Annotated in this window: 13 protein-coding genes; 8 read left to right on the top strand and 5 right to left on the bottom strand. The window is 71.2% G+C overall.

Annotated features, from left to right (window positions below):
* Nucleotides 1-121: 121 nt before the first annotated feature.
* The 3 genes from ACWD3H_RS23845 to ACWD3H_RS23835 all read right to left on the bottom strand — a co-directional run bounded on the left by ACWD3H_RS23845 (nucleotide 122) and on the right by ACWD3H_RS23835 (nucleotide 5271).
* The gene (locus tag ACWD3H_RS23845) at nucleotides 122-1126 is read right to left on the bottom strand and encodes a LacI family DNA-binding transcriptional regulator (RefSeq protein ID WP_350911811.1); all 1005 of its coding nucleotides are present in this window, start codon (nucleotides 1124-1126) and stop codon (nucleotides 122-124) included.
* Nucleotides 1123-3894, bottom strand: coding sequence for a glycoside hydrolase family 3 C-terminal domain-containing protein (locus ACWD3H_RS23840; RefSeq protein WP_451956521.1), 2772 nt, complete (start codon nucleotides 3892-3894; stop codon nucleotides 1123-1125). The genes ACWD3H_RS23845 and ACWD3H_RS23840 overlap by 4 nt, the downstream gene beginning before the upstream one ends.
* A gap of 171 nt (nucleotides 3895-4065) precedes the next feature.
* On the bottom strand, nucleotides 4066-5271 hold the full coding sequence (locus ACWD3H_RS23835; protein ID WP_350911807.1) for an ROK family transcriptional regulator: 1206 nt from the start codon (nucleotides 5269-5271) through the stop codon (nucleotides 4066-4068).
* A gap of 213 nt (nucleotides 5272-5484) precedes the next feature.
* Here ACWD3H_RS23835 and ACWD3H_RS23830 point away from each other — a divergent pair, with 213 nt between their 5' ends.
* Genes ACWD3H_RS23830 through ACWD3H_RS23820 form a run of 3 tightly spaced genes read left to right on the top strand, consistent with a single transcriptional unit; the run spans nucleotide 5485 to nucleotide 9090 of the window.
* Nucleotides 5485-7179 (top strand): extracellular solute-binding protein, encoded by a 1695-nt coding sequence (locus tag ACWD3H_RS23830; RefSeq protein WP_451956520.1) that lies wholly within the window; start codon nucleotides 5485-5487, stop codon nucleotides 7177-7179.
* The gene (locus ACWD3H_RS23825; RefSeq protein WP_451956519.1) at nucleotides 7172-8194 is read left to right on the top strand and encodes an ABC transporter permease; all 1023 of its coding nucleotides are present in this window, start codon (nucleotides 7172-7174) and stop codon (nucleotides 8192-8194) included. The genes ACWD3H_RS23830 and ACWD3H_RS23825 overlap by 8 nt, the downstream gene beginning before the upstream one ends.
* On the top strand, nucleotides 8191-9090 hold the full coding sequence (locus tag ACWD3H_RS23820) for a carbohydrate ABC transporter permease (protein WP_355552970.1): 900 nt from the start codon (nucleotides 8191-8193) through the stop codon (nucleotides 9088-9090). The genes ACWD3H_RS23825 and ACWD3H_RS23820 overlap by 4 nt, the downstream gene beginning before the upstream one ends.
* A gap of 46 nt (nucleotides 9091-9136) precedes the next feature.
* Here the strand turns inward: ACWD3H_RS23820 and ACWD3H_RS23815 are convergent, their stop codons facing one another.
* A complete protein-coding gene (locus tag ACWD3H_RS23815) occupies nucleotides 9137-10219 on the bottom strand; it encodes a GRAS family protein (RefSeq protein ID WP_451956518.1) in 1083 nt (360 codons plus the stop codon).
* A gap of 545 nt (nucleotides 10220-10764) precedes the next feature.
* Here ACWD3H_RS23815 and ACWD3H_RS23810 point away from each other — a divergent pair.
* A complete protein-coding gene (locus ACWD3H_RS23810) occupies nucleotides 10765-11232 on the top strand; it encodes a hypothetical protein (RefSeq protein WP_451956517.1) in 468 nt (155 codons plus the stop codon).
* Between the two features lie 141 nt (nucleotides 11233-11373).
* Here ACWD3H_RS23810 and ACWD3H_RS23805 read toward each other — a convergent pair whose 3' ends face one another.
* Nucleotides 11374-14388 (bottom strand): BTAD domain-containing putative transcriptional regulator, encoded by a 3015-nt coding sequence (locus tag ACWD3H_RS23805; protein WP_451956516.1) that lies wholly within the window; start codon nucleotides 14386-14388, stop codon nucleotides 11374-11376.
* 134 nt (nucleotides 14389-14522) lie between these two features.
* Here ACWD3H_RS23805 and ACWD3H_RS23800 point away from each other — a divergent pair, with 134 nt between their 5' ends.
* From ACWD3H_RS23800 to ACWD3H_RS23785, 4 genes are all read left to right on the top strand, one after another.
* Nucleotides 14523-14699: a hypothetical protein gene (locus ACWD3H_RS23800; RefSeq protein ID WP_350911797.1), complete on the top strand. Its 177-nt coding sequence runs from the start codon at nucleotides 14523-14525 to the stop codon at nucleotides 14697-14699.
* 71 nt (nucleotides 14700-14770) lie between these two features.
* Complete coding sequence (locus ACWD3H_RS23795; protein WP_355552983.1) at nucleotides 14771-15307, top strand: TlpA disulfide reductase family protein; 537 nt, start codon at nucleotides 14771-14773, stop codon at nucleotides 15305-15307.
* Nucleotides 15304-17145, top strand: a complete 1842-nt coding sequence (locus ACWD3H_RS23790; protein ID WP_451956515.1) for an ABC transporter ATP-binding protein — start codon at nucleotides 15304-15306, stop codon at nucleotides 17143-17145. Before ACWD3H_RS23795 ends, ACWD3H_RS23790 begins: the two co-directional genes overlap by 4 nt.
* A complete protein-coding gene (locus tag ACWD3H_RS23785) occupies nucleotides 17142-17702 on the top strand; it encodes a S26 family signal peptidase (protein WP_451956514.1) in 561 nt (186 codons plus the stop codon). Before ACWD3H_RS23790 ends, ACWD3H_RS23785 begins: the two co-directional genes overlap by 4 nt.
* Nucleotides 17703-17717 lie beyond the last annotated feature (15 nt).

Genomic DNA, 17717 nt, shown 5'->3' with positions numbered 1-17717 from the left:
GAGTAGAAGAACGATGGGCGCGCCTCCCCTTCGGGGGAGCGCGCCCTTCGTCGTTACCGGAGCCCGTCGCCGGACTCTCCGCGCGGGCTCCGGGTGACGCCATCCCGCCGTACGGAGGCTCTCAGGTGCTGTCGCGCACGGTGAGCCGCGGCTGGAGCAGGGTGTCCTCGGGGACGACGTGGCCCTCAAGCTTCTCCATGAGCAGCCGGACCGCCTGGCGGCCCACCTCCTCTGCCGGGATCAGCACCGAGGTCAGCGGCGGACTGGAGCGTTCCGCGATGTCGTCGGGGCAGATCGCCACCACGGCGACGTCGTCGGGCACCCGCCTGCCGTGCTGGCGCAGCGCTCCCAGCACGTGGTTGACCGCGGCCTCGTTGTGCACGACCAGCCCGGACAGGCCCGGCCTGGTGTCCAGCAGCTCGGCGATCACGGCGGACACCTGGTCGAAGTTCTCCTCGCACGACAGGGCCACCCCCTTCAGGCCGGTGTCGGCCACGGCCGCGGCGAAGCCCTCCCGGGTGCGGCGGGCGAAACCGGTGCCCCGGTCGTAGACGACCGAGGGGGCACCGAGCAGCGCGACCTCGGTGTGCCCGCGCTCGGCCAGGTGCTCCACGCAGAGCGCACCCGCCCTCGCGAAGTCGAGGTCGACGCAGGTCAGCCCGGCCGAGTCGGCGGGGAAACCGATCAGCACGCTGGGCTCGGCGAGCTCCCTGAGCAGCGGCACCCGGCTGTCGTGCAGCTCCACGTCCATCAGGACCAGCCCGTCGACCAGCGCGCTCGCCGCCGCCCTGCGCAGCCCGTCCGATCCCTCGTCGGCGGTCAGCAGCAGCACATCGTGGTCGTACTGCCGCGCGGCGGTGACCACCGAGGTGGCGAACTGCATCAGCACCGGGACGTGCATCCCCACCCGCAGGGGCAGCACCAGCGCGATGACGTTGGCCCGCTTGCTGGCCAGCGCCCTCGCCCCGGCGTTGGGGTGGTATCCCAGGACCCGCACGCTGTCGAGCACCCTGCGCCGGGTGTCGGCCGAGATCGCGCGCTTCCCGCTGAGCACGTACGACACGGTGCTGACCGCCACCCCCGCGTGCCTGGCGACCTCGCTGATGGTCACCGCCCGCTCGCTCATGAGGTCTCGTCGAAGCTCAGGGCGGCCACGGTGATCCCCATGTTCTCGAACACCACATAAAGATCGTGGACTCCCCCCTGCTCCGCAAGTCCGGCGCGCACCTCGGTGAGGTCATGGCGGCCGGCGCGGGGGACGGGGAGGTCGCCGACCACGGGGCCGTAGAGGGGGTCGTCCAGGCGCAGGGTGATCACGCCGCCCTCGGCACTGGTGGCGCTGACCGAGCAGGAGGCGGCCCCCTTTCCCAGGTCGACCGAGCGGAACACGATCCACGCCCCCTCGGCGGTGGAGCGCACGGCGTCGCCGGAGACCCTGGCCGCGTCCACGAACGCCACCGAGTCGTACTCGTCGTGGTCCACCGCGGCGATCGGGCCCGCGAAGGCGTCGCGCGGCGGGATGCGCTCGCCGTCGACGTGGAAGGAGGCACAGAGCCGGATGTCGCGCGCGGAGCCACCGATCATGATCTTGTGGGACGCGTCCTCGACGACGAACCGGCCCCTGGTGACATCCCAGAAGGCCAGCTCCCGAACGTCGAGGTCCCAGTCGACCCGGGTGCTCTCGCCGGGGGCGAGCCGCACCTTGACGAAGCCTCGCAGGCGGCGCAGCGCCTGCTTGACCCGGGAGCTCCGCTGGCGGGTGTAGATCTGGACGACCTCCACTCCGGCCCGGCCCCCGGTGTTGGTGACGGTGGCCGAGGCGGTGAGCCGGCCGCCCCGCACCGAGACGGCCAGGTCGGTGTAGTCGAAGGTGGTGTAGCTGAGGCCGTGGCCGAAGGGGTAGAGCGGGGTGCCCCGGAAGTACTGGTAGGTCGCGTCGGCGGCGATGATGTCGTAGTCGAGCAGGTCGGGAAGCTCGCACGCGGAGCCGTACCAGGTCTGGGTGAGCCGCCCCTCGGGGTCGGCGTCGCCGAACAGCACCTCGGCCAGCGCGTGCCCGTACTCCTGCCCGCCGTGCGAGGACCACAGCACCGCGGGCGGGTCGTCGCCGTCCCAGGTCACCGGGTAGCCGCTGCTGATCACCATGACGGTCCTCGGGTTGACGGCGCGTACCGCCTCGACCACCGCCTGCTGCGCGGCGGGCAGCGCCAGGTCCAGGCGGTCCTCGGTCTCCCTGCCGTTGACCAGCGGATGGTCCCCGACGACCACCACGGCCACGTCCGCGGTCGCGGCGAGCGCGGCGGCGGCCTCGGCGCCGCTGACCACCCGCTCCACGGTGAGCCAGGCGGCGGCGTCGGCGTCGTCGACCAGGCGGAGGACCTCACCGTCCAGCGCGACGTAGCGGCCCGTGGAGATGTGCCGGAGCGCCAGCGTGCCGCGCGGACGCTCCTCGGTGCGGAAGGTCTGGCGCACCTCCCAGCCGTTGGGCCCCGGCTGGTCGTTGACCAGCACGCCGTCGTCGCCGACCGACAGGTGGCGCCCGGTCGCCACGGCCCGCAGCGCGTAGCAGCCGCCGCCCCAGTCGAACAGGTCGAACAGGCCGGGCTCGGCACCGATGCCGAGCGGCCCGCCGTCGAGGTCGGCGACGATGTGGCCGCCGTCCACCGAGAGCGTGATCCGGTCCACCGCCTCACAGAAGACGGTCTCGCACCGCTCGGCGAGCCCGGCGCGGGCGGTGACCGCGTAGGGGAGCGTCCCGGAGTACCAGTCCTCCATGAGGGTGTCACCGAGCTGGCCGATGACCGCGATCCTGCGTACCGAGGTCAGCGGCAGGATTCCGTCGTTGCGCAGCAGCACGATCGAGCGCCGGGCGGCCTCGCGGGCCAGTTCCTGGTGCTCGGGGCAGTTGACCACCGCCTCGGTGATGTCGTCGTACGGGGTGGTGGGGTCGAACTCGCCCAGCCGGAAGCGGATGGAGAGCGCGTGCCGGACCGCGAGGTCGACGTCGGCCTCGGCGAGCAGGCCGCGCTCCAGCGCGGCGTGGATGTGACCGAGGGTGGCCCCGGTGCGGTCGTCGTCCTGGGTGAAGCTGTCGAGCCCCGCCTTGATCGCGTGCGCGTAGGCCTCGGGGAGATCGTCGTAGTAGGCCTGCAGGCCGGTGAGGTTGGCGGGCGCGTAGGCGTCGCTGACCACGAGGAGATCGTCGGGCGCCCAGGCCCGCAGCACCTCGCCGATCAGCGGGCTGAGGTGGGCCGGGCGGCCGTTGACCAGGTTGTAGGAGGGCATCACGGCGACCGCGGCGCCGCTGGTCAGCGCGGACCGGTAGGCCGGGAGCTCGTACTCGCGCAGCACCCGGGGCGGCAGGTCGCTGGAGGTGACGCAGCGGTCGGTCTCGTTGTTGTACCCGAGGAAGTGCTTGAGGGTGGGGGCGGTCTTCAGCACCGTGGGATCGCTCCCACGAAGGCCGGAGGCGTACGCCGTCGCCATCACACCGGTCAGCCACGGGTCCTCGGAGTAGCCCTCCTCGTTGCGGCCCCAGCGGGGGTCGCGCAGCGGGTTGACCACCGGCGCCCAGACGTTGAGCCCGGCCCCCGCCGGATCCTTGTGGTGGAAGGCCAGCACCTCGTCGCTGGTGGCCTCGCCGACCCGCCGTACCAGGTCGGGGTCCCAGGTGCTGGCCAGCCCGATCGCCTGGGGGAACACCGTCGCGGGACCGAGCCAGGCCAGGCCGTGCAGCGCCTCGGTGCCGGTACGGAAGGGGCCGAGCCCGAGCCGCTCCACCGGCTGCTGGTACTGGTGCAGCAGCCCGACCTTCTCCTCCAGCGTGAGCCTGCCCCGCAGGTCCGCGATCCGCTGCGCGAGGGGAAGTTCCGGGTCACGGAACGGTTCGTTCATCGGGGACCATCCCTTTGAGAGCGTCGAAGCGCTTCGATTTTCTGTCCTGGAAAAACGCCTCTGTCGAAGCGCTTCGATAATCGGTCCGGGAAAACTCCGGTCGTCACCCGTGCGTTACGCGCGTGTTTCGAGCGGAGCTTCCCTGAAGGGTGCACTCCCGTGCGGCCTAGGTCAAGAGATCCGCGGCAAACGACCCGAATCCACCGAGTCGAGCACTCGCGCGGCACCACCCAGCGCCCCCGCGCCGTAACCGAGCGTGGAGGCGACGACCCGGCAGCCCCCGGCGTCCGGCGCGATCACGCGCCCCCGCGTCTCGGTCTCCACCGCGGGCAGCAGCCACGGCGCGAGCGGCACGTAGTAACCGCCCAGGATGACCACCTCGGGGTTGAGCAGGTTGGCCAGCACCGCCACGCCCTTGCCGAGGTTGCGGCCCACGGTGTCGAGGACCCCGAGCGTGCGCGGGTCGCCCCCGCGGGCCAGCCGCACCACCTCGTCGAGTTCGAGCTCGACCTCGGCGGGCGAGATCGTGGCGTGCTCCAGCACGGCGCCGATCCCGGCGACGGCCTCCAGGCAGCCCAGACGCCCGCACCGGCACTCGGCGCCGAGCGGGTCGAGCTGGATGTGGCCGATCTCGCCGCCGTACCCCTGGCCTCCCCTGCGCAGCCGGCCGTCGAGGATGATCCCGGCCCCGACCCCGATCTCGCCGGTGAGGTAGACCAGGTTGGCCGTCCCGGCATGCGGGCCGAAGCGGTGCTCGGCCAGGGCCGCCAGGTTGGCGTCGTTGTCGACCTGGACCGGGAAGCCCGGGTCGCGCAGGGCCTTGGTGAGGTCGCCGCAGAGGTCGGCGTCGCGCCAGCCGAGGTTGGGCGCGATGCGCACGGTGCCGTCGGTGCCGATCAGTCCGGGCACGCCCACGGTCAGCCCCAGGACCTGGCGCTCCTGCTTGGTCATCCGGTTCACCACCCGGCGGACGATCCCGGCGACGGTGGCCATCGCCTGCCCCGCCGTGCCGGCGGCGCCGGGGAAGGACCTCCGCCAGGACAGCAGTTTCTCCCCCGACAGGTCCACCGCGACCGCGGTGACGTAGTCGACGTTGACCTCGATGCCGATCGCCGCGTACGGCGAGCCGTCGAGCACCAGCATCGTGGCGGGGCGGCCGACCCGGTTCTCCGTCAGGCCGGTCTCCCTGACCAGGCGGCGGTCGATCAGATCGGCGACCAGGCTCGACACGGTCGCCTTGTTCAACCCGGTGGACGCCGCGATGTCGGCCCGCGAGCACGGCGCGTGCTCGCGCACGAACCTCAGCACGACGGCGAGGTTGGTGGCCCGTACGTCGGCGAAGTCGGCCGGACGCGGGTCAGTCGTAGATGTGATCAAGGTGAGTCCCGCTCCCGCTCGGCCAGGCTGGCCCCATCATGCCCCATCGTTCACCAATCTGTGACCGCCCCCCGGCGGCCCGCGATCGGCGGTCCCTTGTGGCGACGGTCACCCTCGACTAATTTGTTTGGTCGAAAGACGAACTAATTCTACCCCGGAGCCATGCTCCACGACACCCCCCGATCCGTCTCGAACCAACGAAGGGAGCGCCCCGTGAAAGATCTTCCCCAGGGCGCGATGACCAGCCGTCGAGGCTTCCTCGGCCTGGTGGGGCTCAGCGCGGCCGCGGTCGCCGGCGGCGGCCTGCTGGCCGCGTGTTCCGCGCCCAGCGGCCCCCGGCCGGGCAGCGGAGGCGCCACGGCCGCCGCGGCGGACAAGCTGACGTCCCTCACCCCCACCTACACCGCCTTCCCCGGCGTCAAGCCCGACCTTCCCGGCACGGTCTCCACGCTGCCCGGAGTCCCCGACGTCAGCGGCGGCTTCACCTCCTACCCGGCCGCCCCCACCGCGGCGCTCACCCAGAAGGCCGGCAAGGGCGGCACCTACAAGGCCATGACCCCGCTCTGGGGCCCGCCGCCGCCCGGTCTGGCGAGCAACTCCTACTTCCAGGCGGTCAACGCCGACATCGGCGCCACCGTGGAGTTCCAGATCACCGACGGTAACGTCTACGGCGACAAGGCGATCGCCAGGCTCGCCGCGGGAGACATCCCGGAGATCATGGTCATCCCGAGCTGGGAGATCGACAAGATGGCGGACTTCAACACCGCCGTCGACAAGGCGTTCGAGGACCTCACCCCCTACCTGCAGGGCGACAAGGTCGCACCCTACCCGCTGCTGGCCAACCTGCCGACCGCCGCCTGGCAGTGGTCGGTCTGGAACGACAAGCTCATGGCGGTGCCGTTCCCGACCGAGCCGTACCCCTACGCGCTGCTCTACCGCAAGGACCTGTTCGACAAGAACGGCTGGAACGCCAACCCCAAGACCGCCGACGAGCTGTTCCAGCTCGGCAAGGAGATCACCGACCCCAAGGCCAAGCGCTGGGCGTTCGGCAGCATCCACGAGGTGATGTGGCCGACCTTCCGGATCCCGCAGGACTGGCGGTACGAGGGCGGCAAGCTCGTCCACAAGTACGAGACCCCCGAGTTCGAGCTGATGCTGGAGTTCATGCGGAAGGTCTTCAAGGAGGAGCTGGTCCACCCGAACGTGGTCAGCAGCAAGGGCGCCAACGAGAAGGAGCTGATCGGCGCCGGGCAGATCCTCGTCTACCGCGACGGCCTGGGCGGCTGGAAGGAGCTGCTCCAGCAGCACCGGGGCAAGAACCCCGACTTCAGCCTGGGCGCCTTCCCGCTCTTCGCCCACGACGGCGGCACGCCGATCATGTACCACAACACCGCGGCGGGCATCTTCACCTTCGTCAAGAAGGGGCTGCCCAAGGAGCAGGTGGAGGAGATCCTCGCCATCCTCAACTGGTGCGCGGCGCCGTACGGGACCAAGGAGTACGAGCTCTCCAACTTCGGCGTGGAGGGCAAGCACTTCACCCGGGGCGCGAACGGCATCCCGGAGGCGAACGACCTCGGCCGCAAGGAGGTCGCCTACACCTACGGCTTCCTCGGCGGGCGCCCGCTCTATGTGGACTGGCCCTACCCCGACGCGGTCAAGCTCAACGTGGAGTGGCAGAACGCGTCCTTCCCCTACATCGAGAAGGGCCCCTTCGACGGGATCAGGATCCAGCGGCCGTCGAAGTACTCCGGGCTGCAGGTGCCCACCGAGGACAAGTTCACCGACATCATGCGCGGCCGTCGCCCGGTGAGCGACGCCAAGCAGATCGCCGACGAGTGGCGGCGGGACGGCGGGGACGAGGCCCGCGACTTCTACCTGAAGGTCCTGCGGGACAACGGCCGTGCTTAGCGACCACGCGAAGACCGGGCCGGCGGGTGACCTGACCTCACCCGCCGGCACCGGCACCTCCAAGGATGTCCGTAAAAGGGGCTCGAGGACAAGGCGGGCGCGCCCGCAACCCTTCGGATCGCGACTGAAACGTGACTGGCAGCTGCTGCTGATGGCGCTGCCGGCGATCGGGCTGCTCATCGTGTTCCACTATGTCCCGCTGCTCGGCAACGTGATCGCGTTCCAGGACTACTCGCCGTACGTGGGCATCGCGGAGAGCCCGTGGGTGGGGTTCGCCAACTTCCAGTGGCTGATGTTCGACGAGAGCTTCTGGGACGCGACGCTCAACACCCTGACGATCACCGCGTTCCAGCTGGTCTTCTACTTCCCGGTGCCGATCCTGCTGGCCGTGCTGCTGGACAGCGTGGTGCGGCCCCGGCTGCGCCTGTTCATCCAGGGCATCGTCTACATGCCGCACTTCTTCTCGTGGGTGCTGGTGGTCACGCTGTTCCAGCAGATGTTCGGCGGCGCCGGCCTGCTCTCGCAGACGCTCAGGGACCACGGCTACAGCGGCATCGATCTCATGACGAATCCGGACACGTTCATCGTGCTGGTCACCGCGGAGACGGTCTGGAAGGACGCCGGCTGGGGAACGATCATCTTCCTGGCCGCGCTGGCGGCCATCAACCAGAACCTCTACGAGGCCGCCGCCGTCGACGGCGCGAGCCGCTGGCGGCGGCTCTGGCACATCACCCTGCCCGGCCTGCGCCCGGTCATCGTGCTGCTGCTGATCCTGCGCCTCGGCGAGGCGCTGAACGTCGGCTTCGAGCAGTTCTTCCTGCAGCGCGACGCGGTCGGCAGGGACGCCGCCGAGGTGCTGGACACCTTCGTGTACTGGCGCACGCTGCTCACCGGCGAGTGGAGCTACGGCGCCGCGGCCGGTCTGGTGAAGGGCCTGGTGGGACTGGTGCTGATCCTGGTGGCCAACAAGGTCGCCCACCGATTCGGCGAGCAGGGAATCTACAAACGATCATGACGACTCTTCCCCCCTGGGCCGAGCGGCCCAGCCGCGTCGGTGCTCTCCTCAAGGGGCTCCTGCTGACGCTCATCACGGTGGGCGTGCTGTTCCCGATCTACATGGTCGTGCTGACCAGCCTGTCCACCCAGGAGGCGGTGACCGAGGCCGGCGGCCTGGTCACCGTGCCGAGCGGGCTCTCCTTCGCCGCGTACCAGGAGCTGTTCGCAGGCGGCGTGGTGACCCGGTCGGTCCTGGTCAGCCTCGGCGTGACCCTGGCCGGCACCGCGATCAGCCTGACCGTCACCGTGCTGGCCGCCTACGGACTGTCCCGGCCCGGCTCGCTGCTGCACCGGCCGATGCTCTTCCTGATCCTGCTGACCTTCCTGTTCGGCCCCGGGCTGATCCCCAACTACCTGCTGGTCAGCTCGCTGGGGCTGATCGACACGTACTGGTCGCTGATCCTGCCCGGCGCGGTCACCGCGTTCAACCTGGTGGTGATGCGGGCGTTCTTCATGAACATCCCGGACGAGGTGACCGACAGTGCCCGCATCGACGGCGCGAACGAGTTCCGCATCCTGCGCACCATCGTGCTGCCCATGTCCAAGGGCGTCACGGCGGTCATCGGCCTGTTCTACGCGGTCGGCTACTGGAACTCGTTCTTCAACGCCGTCCTCTACCTCAACGACAACGCCAAGTGGCCACTGCAGGTGGTGCTCCGGCAGTACGTCCTCCAGGGCCAGTCCCTGATCGTCGGCCAGAGCGGCGTCGGCACCCTCCCCGGCCAGAGCCTGCCGCCGAGCCTGGCCATCCAGATGGCCATCGTCGTCATCGCCCTGCTGCCGGTGCTCTTCGTCTACCCGTTCGTCCAGCGCCACTTCACCAAGGGAGTGATCATCGGCGCCATCAAGGGTTAGGCCGCGACCGGCACGGACCTGCCGGCCCGTGCCGGTCGGTCATCGCCTACCCGTGCGCCGGCACCGCGTGGATGACGGCCAGGATCGACTCACCGTCGAATCCGATGCGCACGCTGTCCGGATCCTGGCGGATGAAAGCGGGAGGGATGGTTTCCGACACCGACTCCGCCGGCGCGGGCATAGGCCGGAAACCGGCCCCGCGCAGTCGCGCGAGCCATGTCCCGGCCGGCTCGTGACGTTCGTAGCGCTCCTCGTCGTCCGCCGTGCCGACGATGTCGACCACCTCGCGCCGGAAGAACAGTTTCATCGCGTTACGATCGGCGGCCGAGACGTCCAGCGCGTCTATCAGCCGGAAAACGGGGTGGAAGTGCCGCCATGAGTTGCGGAACCGCTCGGGCAGTGCCACCCGATGATGGTCGGAGTCCGGCTCGCACAGCACCAGGACGTCCGGCTCCGCATCGCGCAGTTTCGCCAGGAACGCGCTTCTCTCGTCGGTGCCGGACGCGTTGTCCCGCAGGTGGTGCAGCGCGAACGCGGCGTTCACCACCAGCGGGCGGGGGGCTCGGCGCACCAGGTCCCAGTCCTCCTCGGTCATGTGCTCGGCGAAGCGGGGCACATGATGGAAGTCCAGCGGGACACGAGTGTCGCGGATGGACCGTTCGGCCTGGTGAAGGCTGTCCACCGCGGGGTCCACCCCGATCACCGTCAGCCGCCCGGGTGCCTGGCCGCGACTCGCGAGCGCGGTGAGCACCGCCGCCTCCTGACCTCCCGAGCCGATGCCCACCGACATCAGGGTGGCCGTGTCCCGCCCGGCGAGGTGATCGGCGAGCAGCGCGCCGCCGATACGACCGGCCAGAGTCACCGCCGGCATGTGCCGGGCCATCAGGTCGAACAACTCGATCTGTGGCCGCTCGAAACGGCGTAGGTACAGATTGTCCCGCTCATCCTGGCAATTTCCGATCCGGCGGGCCAAGGCGTCGTGGTAGAGCAGGTATAGGAAATCATCGCCCACTTTCTCGGGGGCGATCAGGCCGCGCAACTTGTCCAGCCAACGCCGGGCGGTGTCGGTGCGACCGGCATCCGTTTCTTCCACGGCGCGGCACAGCATGTCGAACGCATGAACACTCACGTTAATCCTCTTAACTTCTTGTTCGTGACGACTGCTCGGTGACATGGGCCGCGCGTGTCTTCCGCACTGCGCTCCGGAAGGGGGCCAGGCTGTGCTGCCAGGCACGTTCGAGGAGCGGGGCAGGCCGGTGAGACCGGTCGGCTGAGGACTCGGGCGCCCATCCCGGTTTATGGTCGGAGTGAATCTCGGTTTCAAATTCGAATGGGAACCGCCGTGCACCGATCCGTACTGGCTACCTCTCTTTTCCCCCGGTGGCTCTTTTCCACGAAAGAGTGACGCCGGGCTCCATGCGAAAAGCCCTGAGCCGGGAAAACGCCTTCCCCGCTACTTTTTCCGCGCCAAGCACATGGTTGGACAGCACTCTTGCAATTGACTTGTAAGTGCTTGGCATCGGCTTAGAACTCCGCTGGAATACCGCAGGCGATGCTCAGGCCCTCAGCGGGACCGTCGACCAGGCGCCCGGACCGGGCACCTCGCCCGCGACCTGTTCGCCGCCCTAGCCGGATCCAACCCACCTACAAGCGGCTTGGACCACGCTCGCCCCCATGGGAGACGGAATCGAGAGCGGTGAGGAGGGGGCCGGGTGGGCGCGGATCGGCCCATGGACGGTGCCCTGGCATCTGGCCTGGTGGTTCACCGCCGTCCTGGTGGCGCTGGCCGCGGTGCATTTCGTGCTGGACCGGGAGCGCCTCGGCACACCCCTGACGATCTTCAACCTGCTCGCGCTCGCGTTCTACTTCTGGGCCTACGGCCAGTGGCGCCGCCGCTTCGAGCCCGAACTGGCGTCCTCCGGCGCGCAGCACTGGCTGGTTCTGCTCTTCGCACTGATCCTGGCGCTGGCCCTGTGGCCGATCGGGAGCTGTGGCCCGCCCATCGGGACGCTGATCCCCTGGTTCGGTGACGACCCTGCGGAATGCGAAGGCCTGAGCACGAGAACGACCCAGCTCACCTTGCTGGGCCTGCTGGCCATCCCGCTGGCGGTCTCCACCGCCGTCAACCGCGCCCGCGGCTGACCTCGTCCACGGTTTCCAGTACGGCGCGGACTGCGCGCACGGGAACACCCCCACAGCTCGGGAGCCTTCGTCCAGCGGCACGTCACCAAGGGAGTGACCATCGGCGCCGGCAAGGGACGGCGACGCGGTGACCCGGTGGGCTCACCGGCCGTCCGCCGGACCTCCGAGCGACCGCGACAGCGCGTCCAAGCGGGCGGCCTCGGCCTCGTTGTCCAGCTGCCGGTACTCTCGGCTGGCCTCCGCCAGGGTGCGGCGGGCGGCGGCGAGGTCGCCGCTGCGCGCGTAGACCTCGCCGAGCGCCCCGAGGGTGCGCGCCCTGCCGTAGGCGTTCTGCAGCCGCTCCCACAGGTCCGCGGCGGCGAGCAGGCGGGCGACGCTCTGCCCGTACCGTCCCTCCTCGCTCTCCAGCAGGCCGAGCCCGTGCAGCGCGACCGCCTGGCCGTGCTCGTAGTGGCAGGCGGAGCTGGCGGCCAGCCCCCGCTCCAGGGTCCGGCGGGCGTCGGGGTGGCCGCGGTCGGCGTAGAGCTGCCCGAGATGGGCGAGCATCTGCGCCTCCATCAGGGGGTCGGCGAAGGAGCGGGCCATCTCCACGGCCCGGCGGAGCTGTTCGGCCCCCTCGTCGAACCGGCCGAGCCGCTTGCAGATCATGCCGAGCAGGGCGCGCACCACGCACTCGTCGCGCGGGCTGGCCAACTCCTCGACGATCACCATGGCCTGCCGGGCATGGCCGAGCGCCTCGTCGTAGCGCCCCCGCTCGCTGTCGATGCTGCTGAACTGCTGCAGCACGTGGAGCTCGCCGAGCGGGTAGCCGCAGCTCCGGGCGATCTCGACGCTCTCCTGGAGCCGGGACAGGGCCCGCTCGTAGTCCCCCCGCAACCGGTACGTGTCGCCGCAGAGGTACAGCGCGTCCGCCGCGCCGCGCGGCTCACCGAGCTCGCGGAAGATCCGGAGGGACGCGTCAGCCCACTCGATCTTGTCGTCGAGCACCGCTCCGGACTTACCGGAGTGCAGATCGGCCAGGTTGCGCAAGATGACCGCCTCGCCCCGGCGGTCGCCGGCCGCCCGGCAGGCGGCCAGCGCCAGCCGATGCGTGCGGATCCCCTCGGAGGCGTCGCGCAGCTCGTAGAAGGTCTGGGCGGCGGCGGCCAGTCCCCACGCGTACCCCGTCTCCCCCATCGCGGCCGACTGCCGCACCAGGGCGGCGAGCGCCTGCCGTTCCACCTCGAACCAGGCGAACGGGTCGCCCACCACGCTCTCGGCCGCGGCAGGACGCCAGCGGGGCGCGGCGGAGCGCAACGCCGCCACGGTACGCGCGGGAAGCAGCTCGTCGGCCCTCTCGGCGAGCAGCAGCCACCCGCCGAACACCCGGGACAGGGCCGCCCCCCGGGTGTCCGCGTCGTCCTCCCGCTCCGCGCGGTGCCGGGCGAAGATCCGGATCAGGTCGTGCAGCCGGAACCGCGGCCGCCCCCCGAGGTCGGGGCCGACCTCGTCGACGAGGCGCGCGTCCACCAGGGAGAGCAACCAGTCATCCGCGACCCGCTCCGGCGCACCGGTCAGCGCGGCGGCGGTCCAGGCCGGGAAATCAGGGACGTCGAGCAGCCCGAGCAGCCGGAACAACCGGCGCTGCGACCGGTCCAGGCCCGCGTAGGAGGTGCCGATGGCGGCCCGCACATCGAGGTCGCCGGCCCGCAGCCGGTCGAGCCGCGACGTCTCGTCACGGAGTTCCTCCGCGACGGCGGACAGCCGCCATCCCGGTCGCGTCACCGCGCGCGCCCCGGCGATCCGCACGGCCAGCGGCAGCTGACCGCACAGCCCGACGATCTCCAGCGCGGCGCCGGGCTCCTCCCGGACCCGTCCGGCCGTCACGATCCTGGCGAACAGATCGAGGGCCGCACCGGGCTCCAGTACGTCGAGATCCGCGAAGTGGGCGGACTCCAGGCCGAGCAGCCGCTTGCGGCTGGTCACCAGCACCGCGCAGCCGCCCGCCCCCGGCTGGACCGCTCTGACCTGGGCCTCGGCCTCGGCGTTGTCGGCGAGTACCAGGACCCGCCGGTCCGCGAGCAGGCTGCGGTAGAGCTGGATCCGCTCGGTGAGCGGTTCGGGGACGGCGGGGCCGGGCACCCCGAGGGCACGCAGGAACTGCCCCAGCACCGCGCCGGGCGTGGTCTGGCCGGTGAAGTCGGCGTACAGCTGGCCGTCGGGGTAGTTCCTCCTGAGCCGGTGCGCCAGCTGGACGGCCAGCGTGGTCTTCCCCACCCCCGCGCGGCCGGAGATCGCGATCGTGCGGAGCGCCCGGCTGTCGTCCGCGGCCAGCACCGCCGTCCAGTGCTCGATCTCCTTCTCCCGGCCGGTGAAGTCGGGCAGGCAGGGCGGGGTCTGCGCCGGGATCCGCCCCTGCCACACCGGGCGGCGCTCGTCGAGCAGGACCTGCTGGTGCACCCCGCACAGCTCGGGTCCGGGGTCGACGCCGAGGTCCTCCCGCAGCAGCCGCCTGTGGTCGGCGAAGAACTTGAGCGCCTCCGGGCGCCGTCCCGCCAGGTGCAGGGCCCGGACGAGCAGGACGGCGAGGTCCTCCCGGTACGGGTGCTCCGCCACCAGGCTCACGAGCTCCTGCACGAGCTCCTCAGGCCGTCCCCGTTCGAGATCGCCCTCCATCCGCCAGACGAGCGCCGCCAGCCTGCGCTCGTCGAGCCCGCCGGCGTAGGCGGCCACCAGGGGCGTCACCGGCACGTCCGCCAGCACCGGTCCGCGCCAGAGCGAGAGCGCCCGGCGCACCAGCGGGAAGGCCCCGCCCGGGTCACCCCGCGCGCGCAGCCGGATCCCCTCGTCGCAGAGATCCTCGAAACAGGTCGCGTCGACGGCGTCGCGCTCGACGTTCAGCCGGTAACCGCCGTAGCGGGACTGGATGACCTCGGCCCCGCGGTCGTCCAGCAGCCGCCGCAGCGACATGACGTAGCCGCGCACCAGCGTCCGGCACGAAGCGGGGGGCGCGTCCTCCCACAGCTCGTGGACCAGGTGGTCCACCGACACGTTCTGCCCGGCCCGTACGAGCAGCGCGGCCAGCACGCCGCGGACCTTGCTCCCGCCGGGTGACACCCAGCGGTCGCCGTCCCACACCTCCAGAGGCCCTAGGCAGCGGAACCTCGTCGATGTCAACCGATCTCCACTCAGCCGCGGCCTGAACAGAATCTCTACGCCATTTCTACGGCATTTCTACGGCGGAGGCCAATGATTCCAGTGACCACCAAAGATCGGATCTGCGTTTCCGGAACGCACAGAAAGGAAGAGCTATGGTGCGATCGATCAGCGCCCTGGCCGACCGGCTGCTGAGCCGGCTGGTCCCCGCCGGGCACGCGGACGCCGCGTCCTGCTACTACCAGCAATGTGGCGCCCGGCACTCCAGGTACTGCTGCTACTACCCCGACGACGGCGTGACCGTCTGCGGCAGCTGCGTCTACCGGCCCTAGCCCGGATTTCGCTCCCCGCCGGCCGGTACTCCCGTCGGCCGGCGGGCCACCAGTGGAGAGGAACGAACACGATGCCCTATCTGATCGCCGCCGTCGTCGTGCTGGGCGTGCTCTGCGGGCTGAACCTCATGCTGCTGCTCGCGGTGGTCCGGAGACTGAAGGAACACGCCCGCACGCTGGCCGGGCTGTCCGGGGCGGGCGACGCGCGCCTGCCCGAGGCCGGATCGGCGGTCGGGCACTTCGACGCGCTGAGCACCGACGGCGAGGCGGTGTCCCGCCACGCGCTCGAACCGGGCACCCTCGTCGGTTTCTTCTCACCCGGCTGCGGGCCGTGCACGGAGAACCTGCCGAAGTTCACGGCGTACGCCGCGGCGCTGCCCGGTGGCCGGGACCGGGTACTCGCGGTGATCGCCGGCGCCGACGACTCCGAGGACATGCAGGTCGCGCTGGCCCGGGTCTCCCGGGTGGTCGTGGAGGCGCACGGGGGGCCGGTGGCCGCCGCCTTCGGGGTGAGCGCCTTTCCCACGTTCTGCGTCCTGGACGGCGAGAGCGTCATCACCGCGGCGGGATTCGACCTCTCGGCGCTGCCGAACCCGGTCACGGCATGACGGCACGGGGAGAGGACCGGCGGTCGCGGCTGGGGGAGCTCGGCGCGGCGCTGCGCCTGGGGTGGCAGGCAGCGCCCCGGCTGCTGCTGGGGTACACGGCGCTCACCGTGGTCACCGCGGCCGCGCCGGTCGCGACCGCCTGGTTGACCAAGGTCGTGCTGGACGGGCTGACCGGCGAGAACGACCGCGTCATGACCGCGGCGATCATCCTGGTCTCCGTCGGGGCGCTGACGCTCGCGATACCGCACGCGCGCCGTTACCTCCGGGCGGAGCTGGGCCGCTCGATCGCGCTCCGCACCCAGGACCGGCTGTACACGACGGTGAACGGCTTCACCGGGCTGTCGCGGTTCGAGGATCCCGCCTTCCTGGACCGGTTGCGCCTGGCGGAGCAGGCCGCCCGGCACACGCCGGGCCAGATCGTCGAGGGCACGCTCGGCATCGCCCAGAGCGTGATCACGGTGCTTGGCTTCGTCGCCTCGCTCGCGGTGATCAGCCCGGTCATCACCGTGGCCGTGCTGGGCGCCGCCGTGCCCACGCTGATCGCGGAGATCTCCCTCAGCCGCCGCCGTGCCCGGCTGATGTGGAACATCAGCCCCGTCGAACGCAGGGAGATCTTCTACGGCCGGCTGCTCGGCGACGTGCAGGCGGCCAAGGAGATCCGGCTCTTCGGGCTCGGCGACTTCCTCCGCGGGCGGATGCGGGCCGAGCGGGTGCGCGCGAACGGGCAGCACCGGCGACTGGACCGCCGCGAGCTGATCACGCAGGCGGCGCTGAGCCTGGTGAGCGCGGGCACGGCGGGGGCCGGGCTGGTCATGGCGATCGGTGCGGCGCTGAACGGCTCGGGCACCGCGGGGGACATCTCCATGTTCGTGGTGGCGGTGGCCTCCGTGCAGGCGTCGCTGACCTCCCTGGCCGAGCAGGCGGCCTACACCCACCAGGAGCTGCTGATGTTCGGCCACTACCTGGCCGTCGAGCGGCTGGAGCCCGACCTACCGCCGCCGGCCCGGCCCCGGCGGCTCCCCCCGGCCGGTGACATCGAGCTGCGTGATGTCTGGTTCCGTTACAGCGAGGACCATCCGTGGATCCTGCGCGGGGTGGACCTGACCATTCCCCACGGGTCGACCGTGGCCCTGGTCGGCCTGAACGGGGCGGGGAAGAGCACGCTGGTGAAACTTCTGTGCCGTTTCTACGAGCCGACGTCCGGCTCGATTCACTGGGGCGGGATCGATCTGCGGGACGTGCCCGCCGTCGATCTCAGGAAACGGCTGGGAGTGGTCTTCCAGGACTACATGTCCTACGACTTCACCGCCGCGGAGAACATCGGGCTCGGCGACCTGACCGCGATCGAGGACCGGGAGCGGATCGTGGCCGCCGCGGAGCGGGCGGGTGTCGACGACATCGTGCGGCGGCTGCCGCACGGGTACGACACCATGCTGAGCCGCACCTTCTTCATGGAGGCGGACAGGGACGACCCGGTCACCGGGGTGGTCCTGTCCGGCGGGCAGTGGCAGCGCCTGGCACTGGCCCGGGCGCTGCTCCGGGACGACTGCGACATGATGATCCTCGACGAGCCGAGTGCCGGGCTGGACGCCCAGGCCGAACACGAGATCCACCGCCGGCTGCGGCTGCTGCGGGCGGGCCGGACGAGCCTGCTCATCTCGCACCGGCTCGGCGCGGTTCGCGACGCGGACCTGATCGTGGTGCTGGAGGACGGGCGGATCGCCGAGCGGGGCGACCACCACGAGCTGTACCGGGCGGACGGCCCGTACGCGCGGCTGTTCCGTCTCCAGGCGGACGGCTACCGGGACGAGGTCGCCGTCATCGGGGCGGAGCCGTGACCGGGCCGCTCCTGGGCGTCCTCGCCGCGGCGGTCCTGGCGGGCCTGCTCTGGACCCGGCGGCGCTTCCTCGTGGTGACGGTACACGGGGTGAGCATGGAACCCACCTACCGGGAGGGCGAGCGGCTCCTGATCCGCCGGGCGTCCCTGGCCGCGGTCCGCCCGGGGCAGGTCGTGGTGATGGCGGATCCGGTGCCCCCCGGGCAGTGGATCATCAAGCGCGCGGCCGCCGTGCCCGGCGACCCGGTGCCCGGGGAGGTGGCGGCTGCCGCGCGGGCCGCCCCCGGCGCACGGGTCCCGGCGGGCTGCCTGGTGCTGCTGGGTGACAACCCGGCCGCCAGCGTCGACTCCCGGAGGTTCGGTTACTTCTCCGGGGGGCGGCTGCTCGGTGTGGTGTCCCGCCGCCTGGGCGCCCAGGAGCGGGTCACGGACCAGGTCGTCACCGGCCGCGGACAGCGGCCGGGATCGGATCCGGCAGCAGGTGGAGGCCATGGTGGCGGCCGTCCTCGCCGCGGGGACCGGCCGGGATCGCCGCCGCGACCGGATCCCGGCCCGTAGCCAGGCCCGGCGACG

Source organism: Streptosporangium sp. NPDC002607 (assembly GCF_053592655.1).
This window is presented reverse-complemented; position numbering and strand designations above follow the sequence as displayed.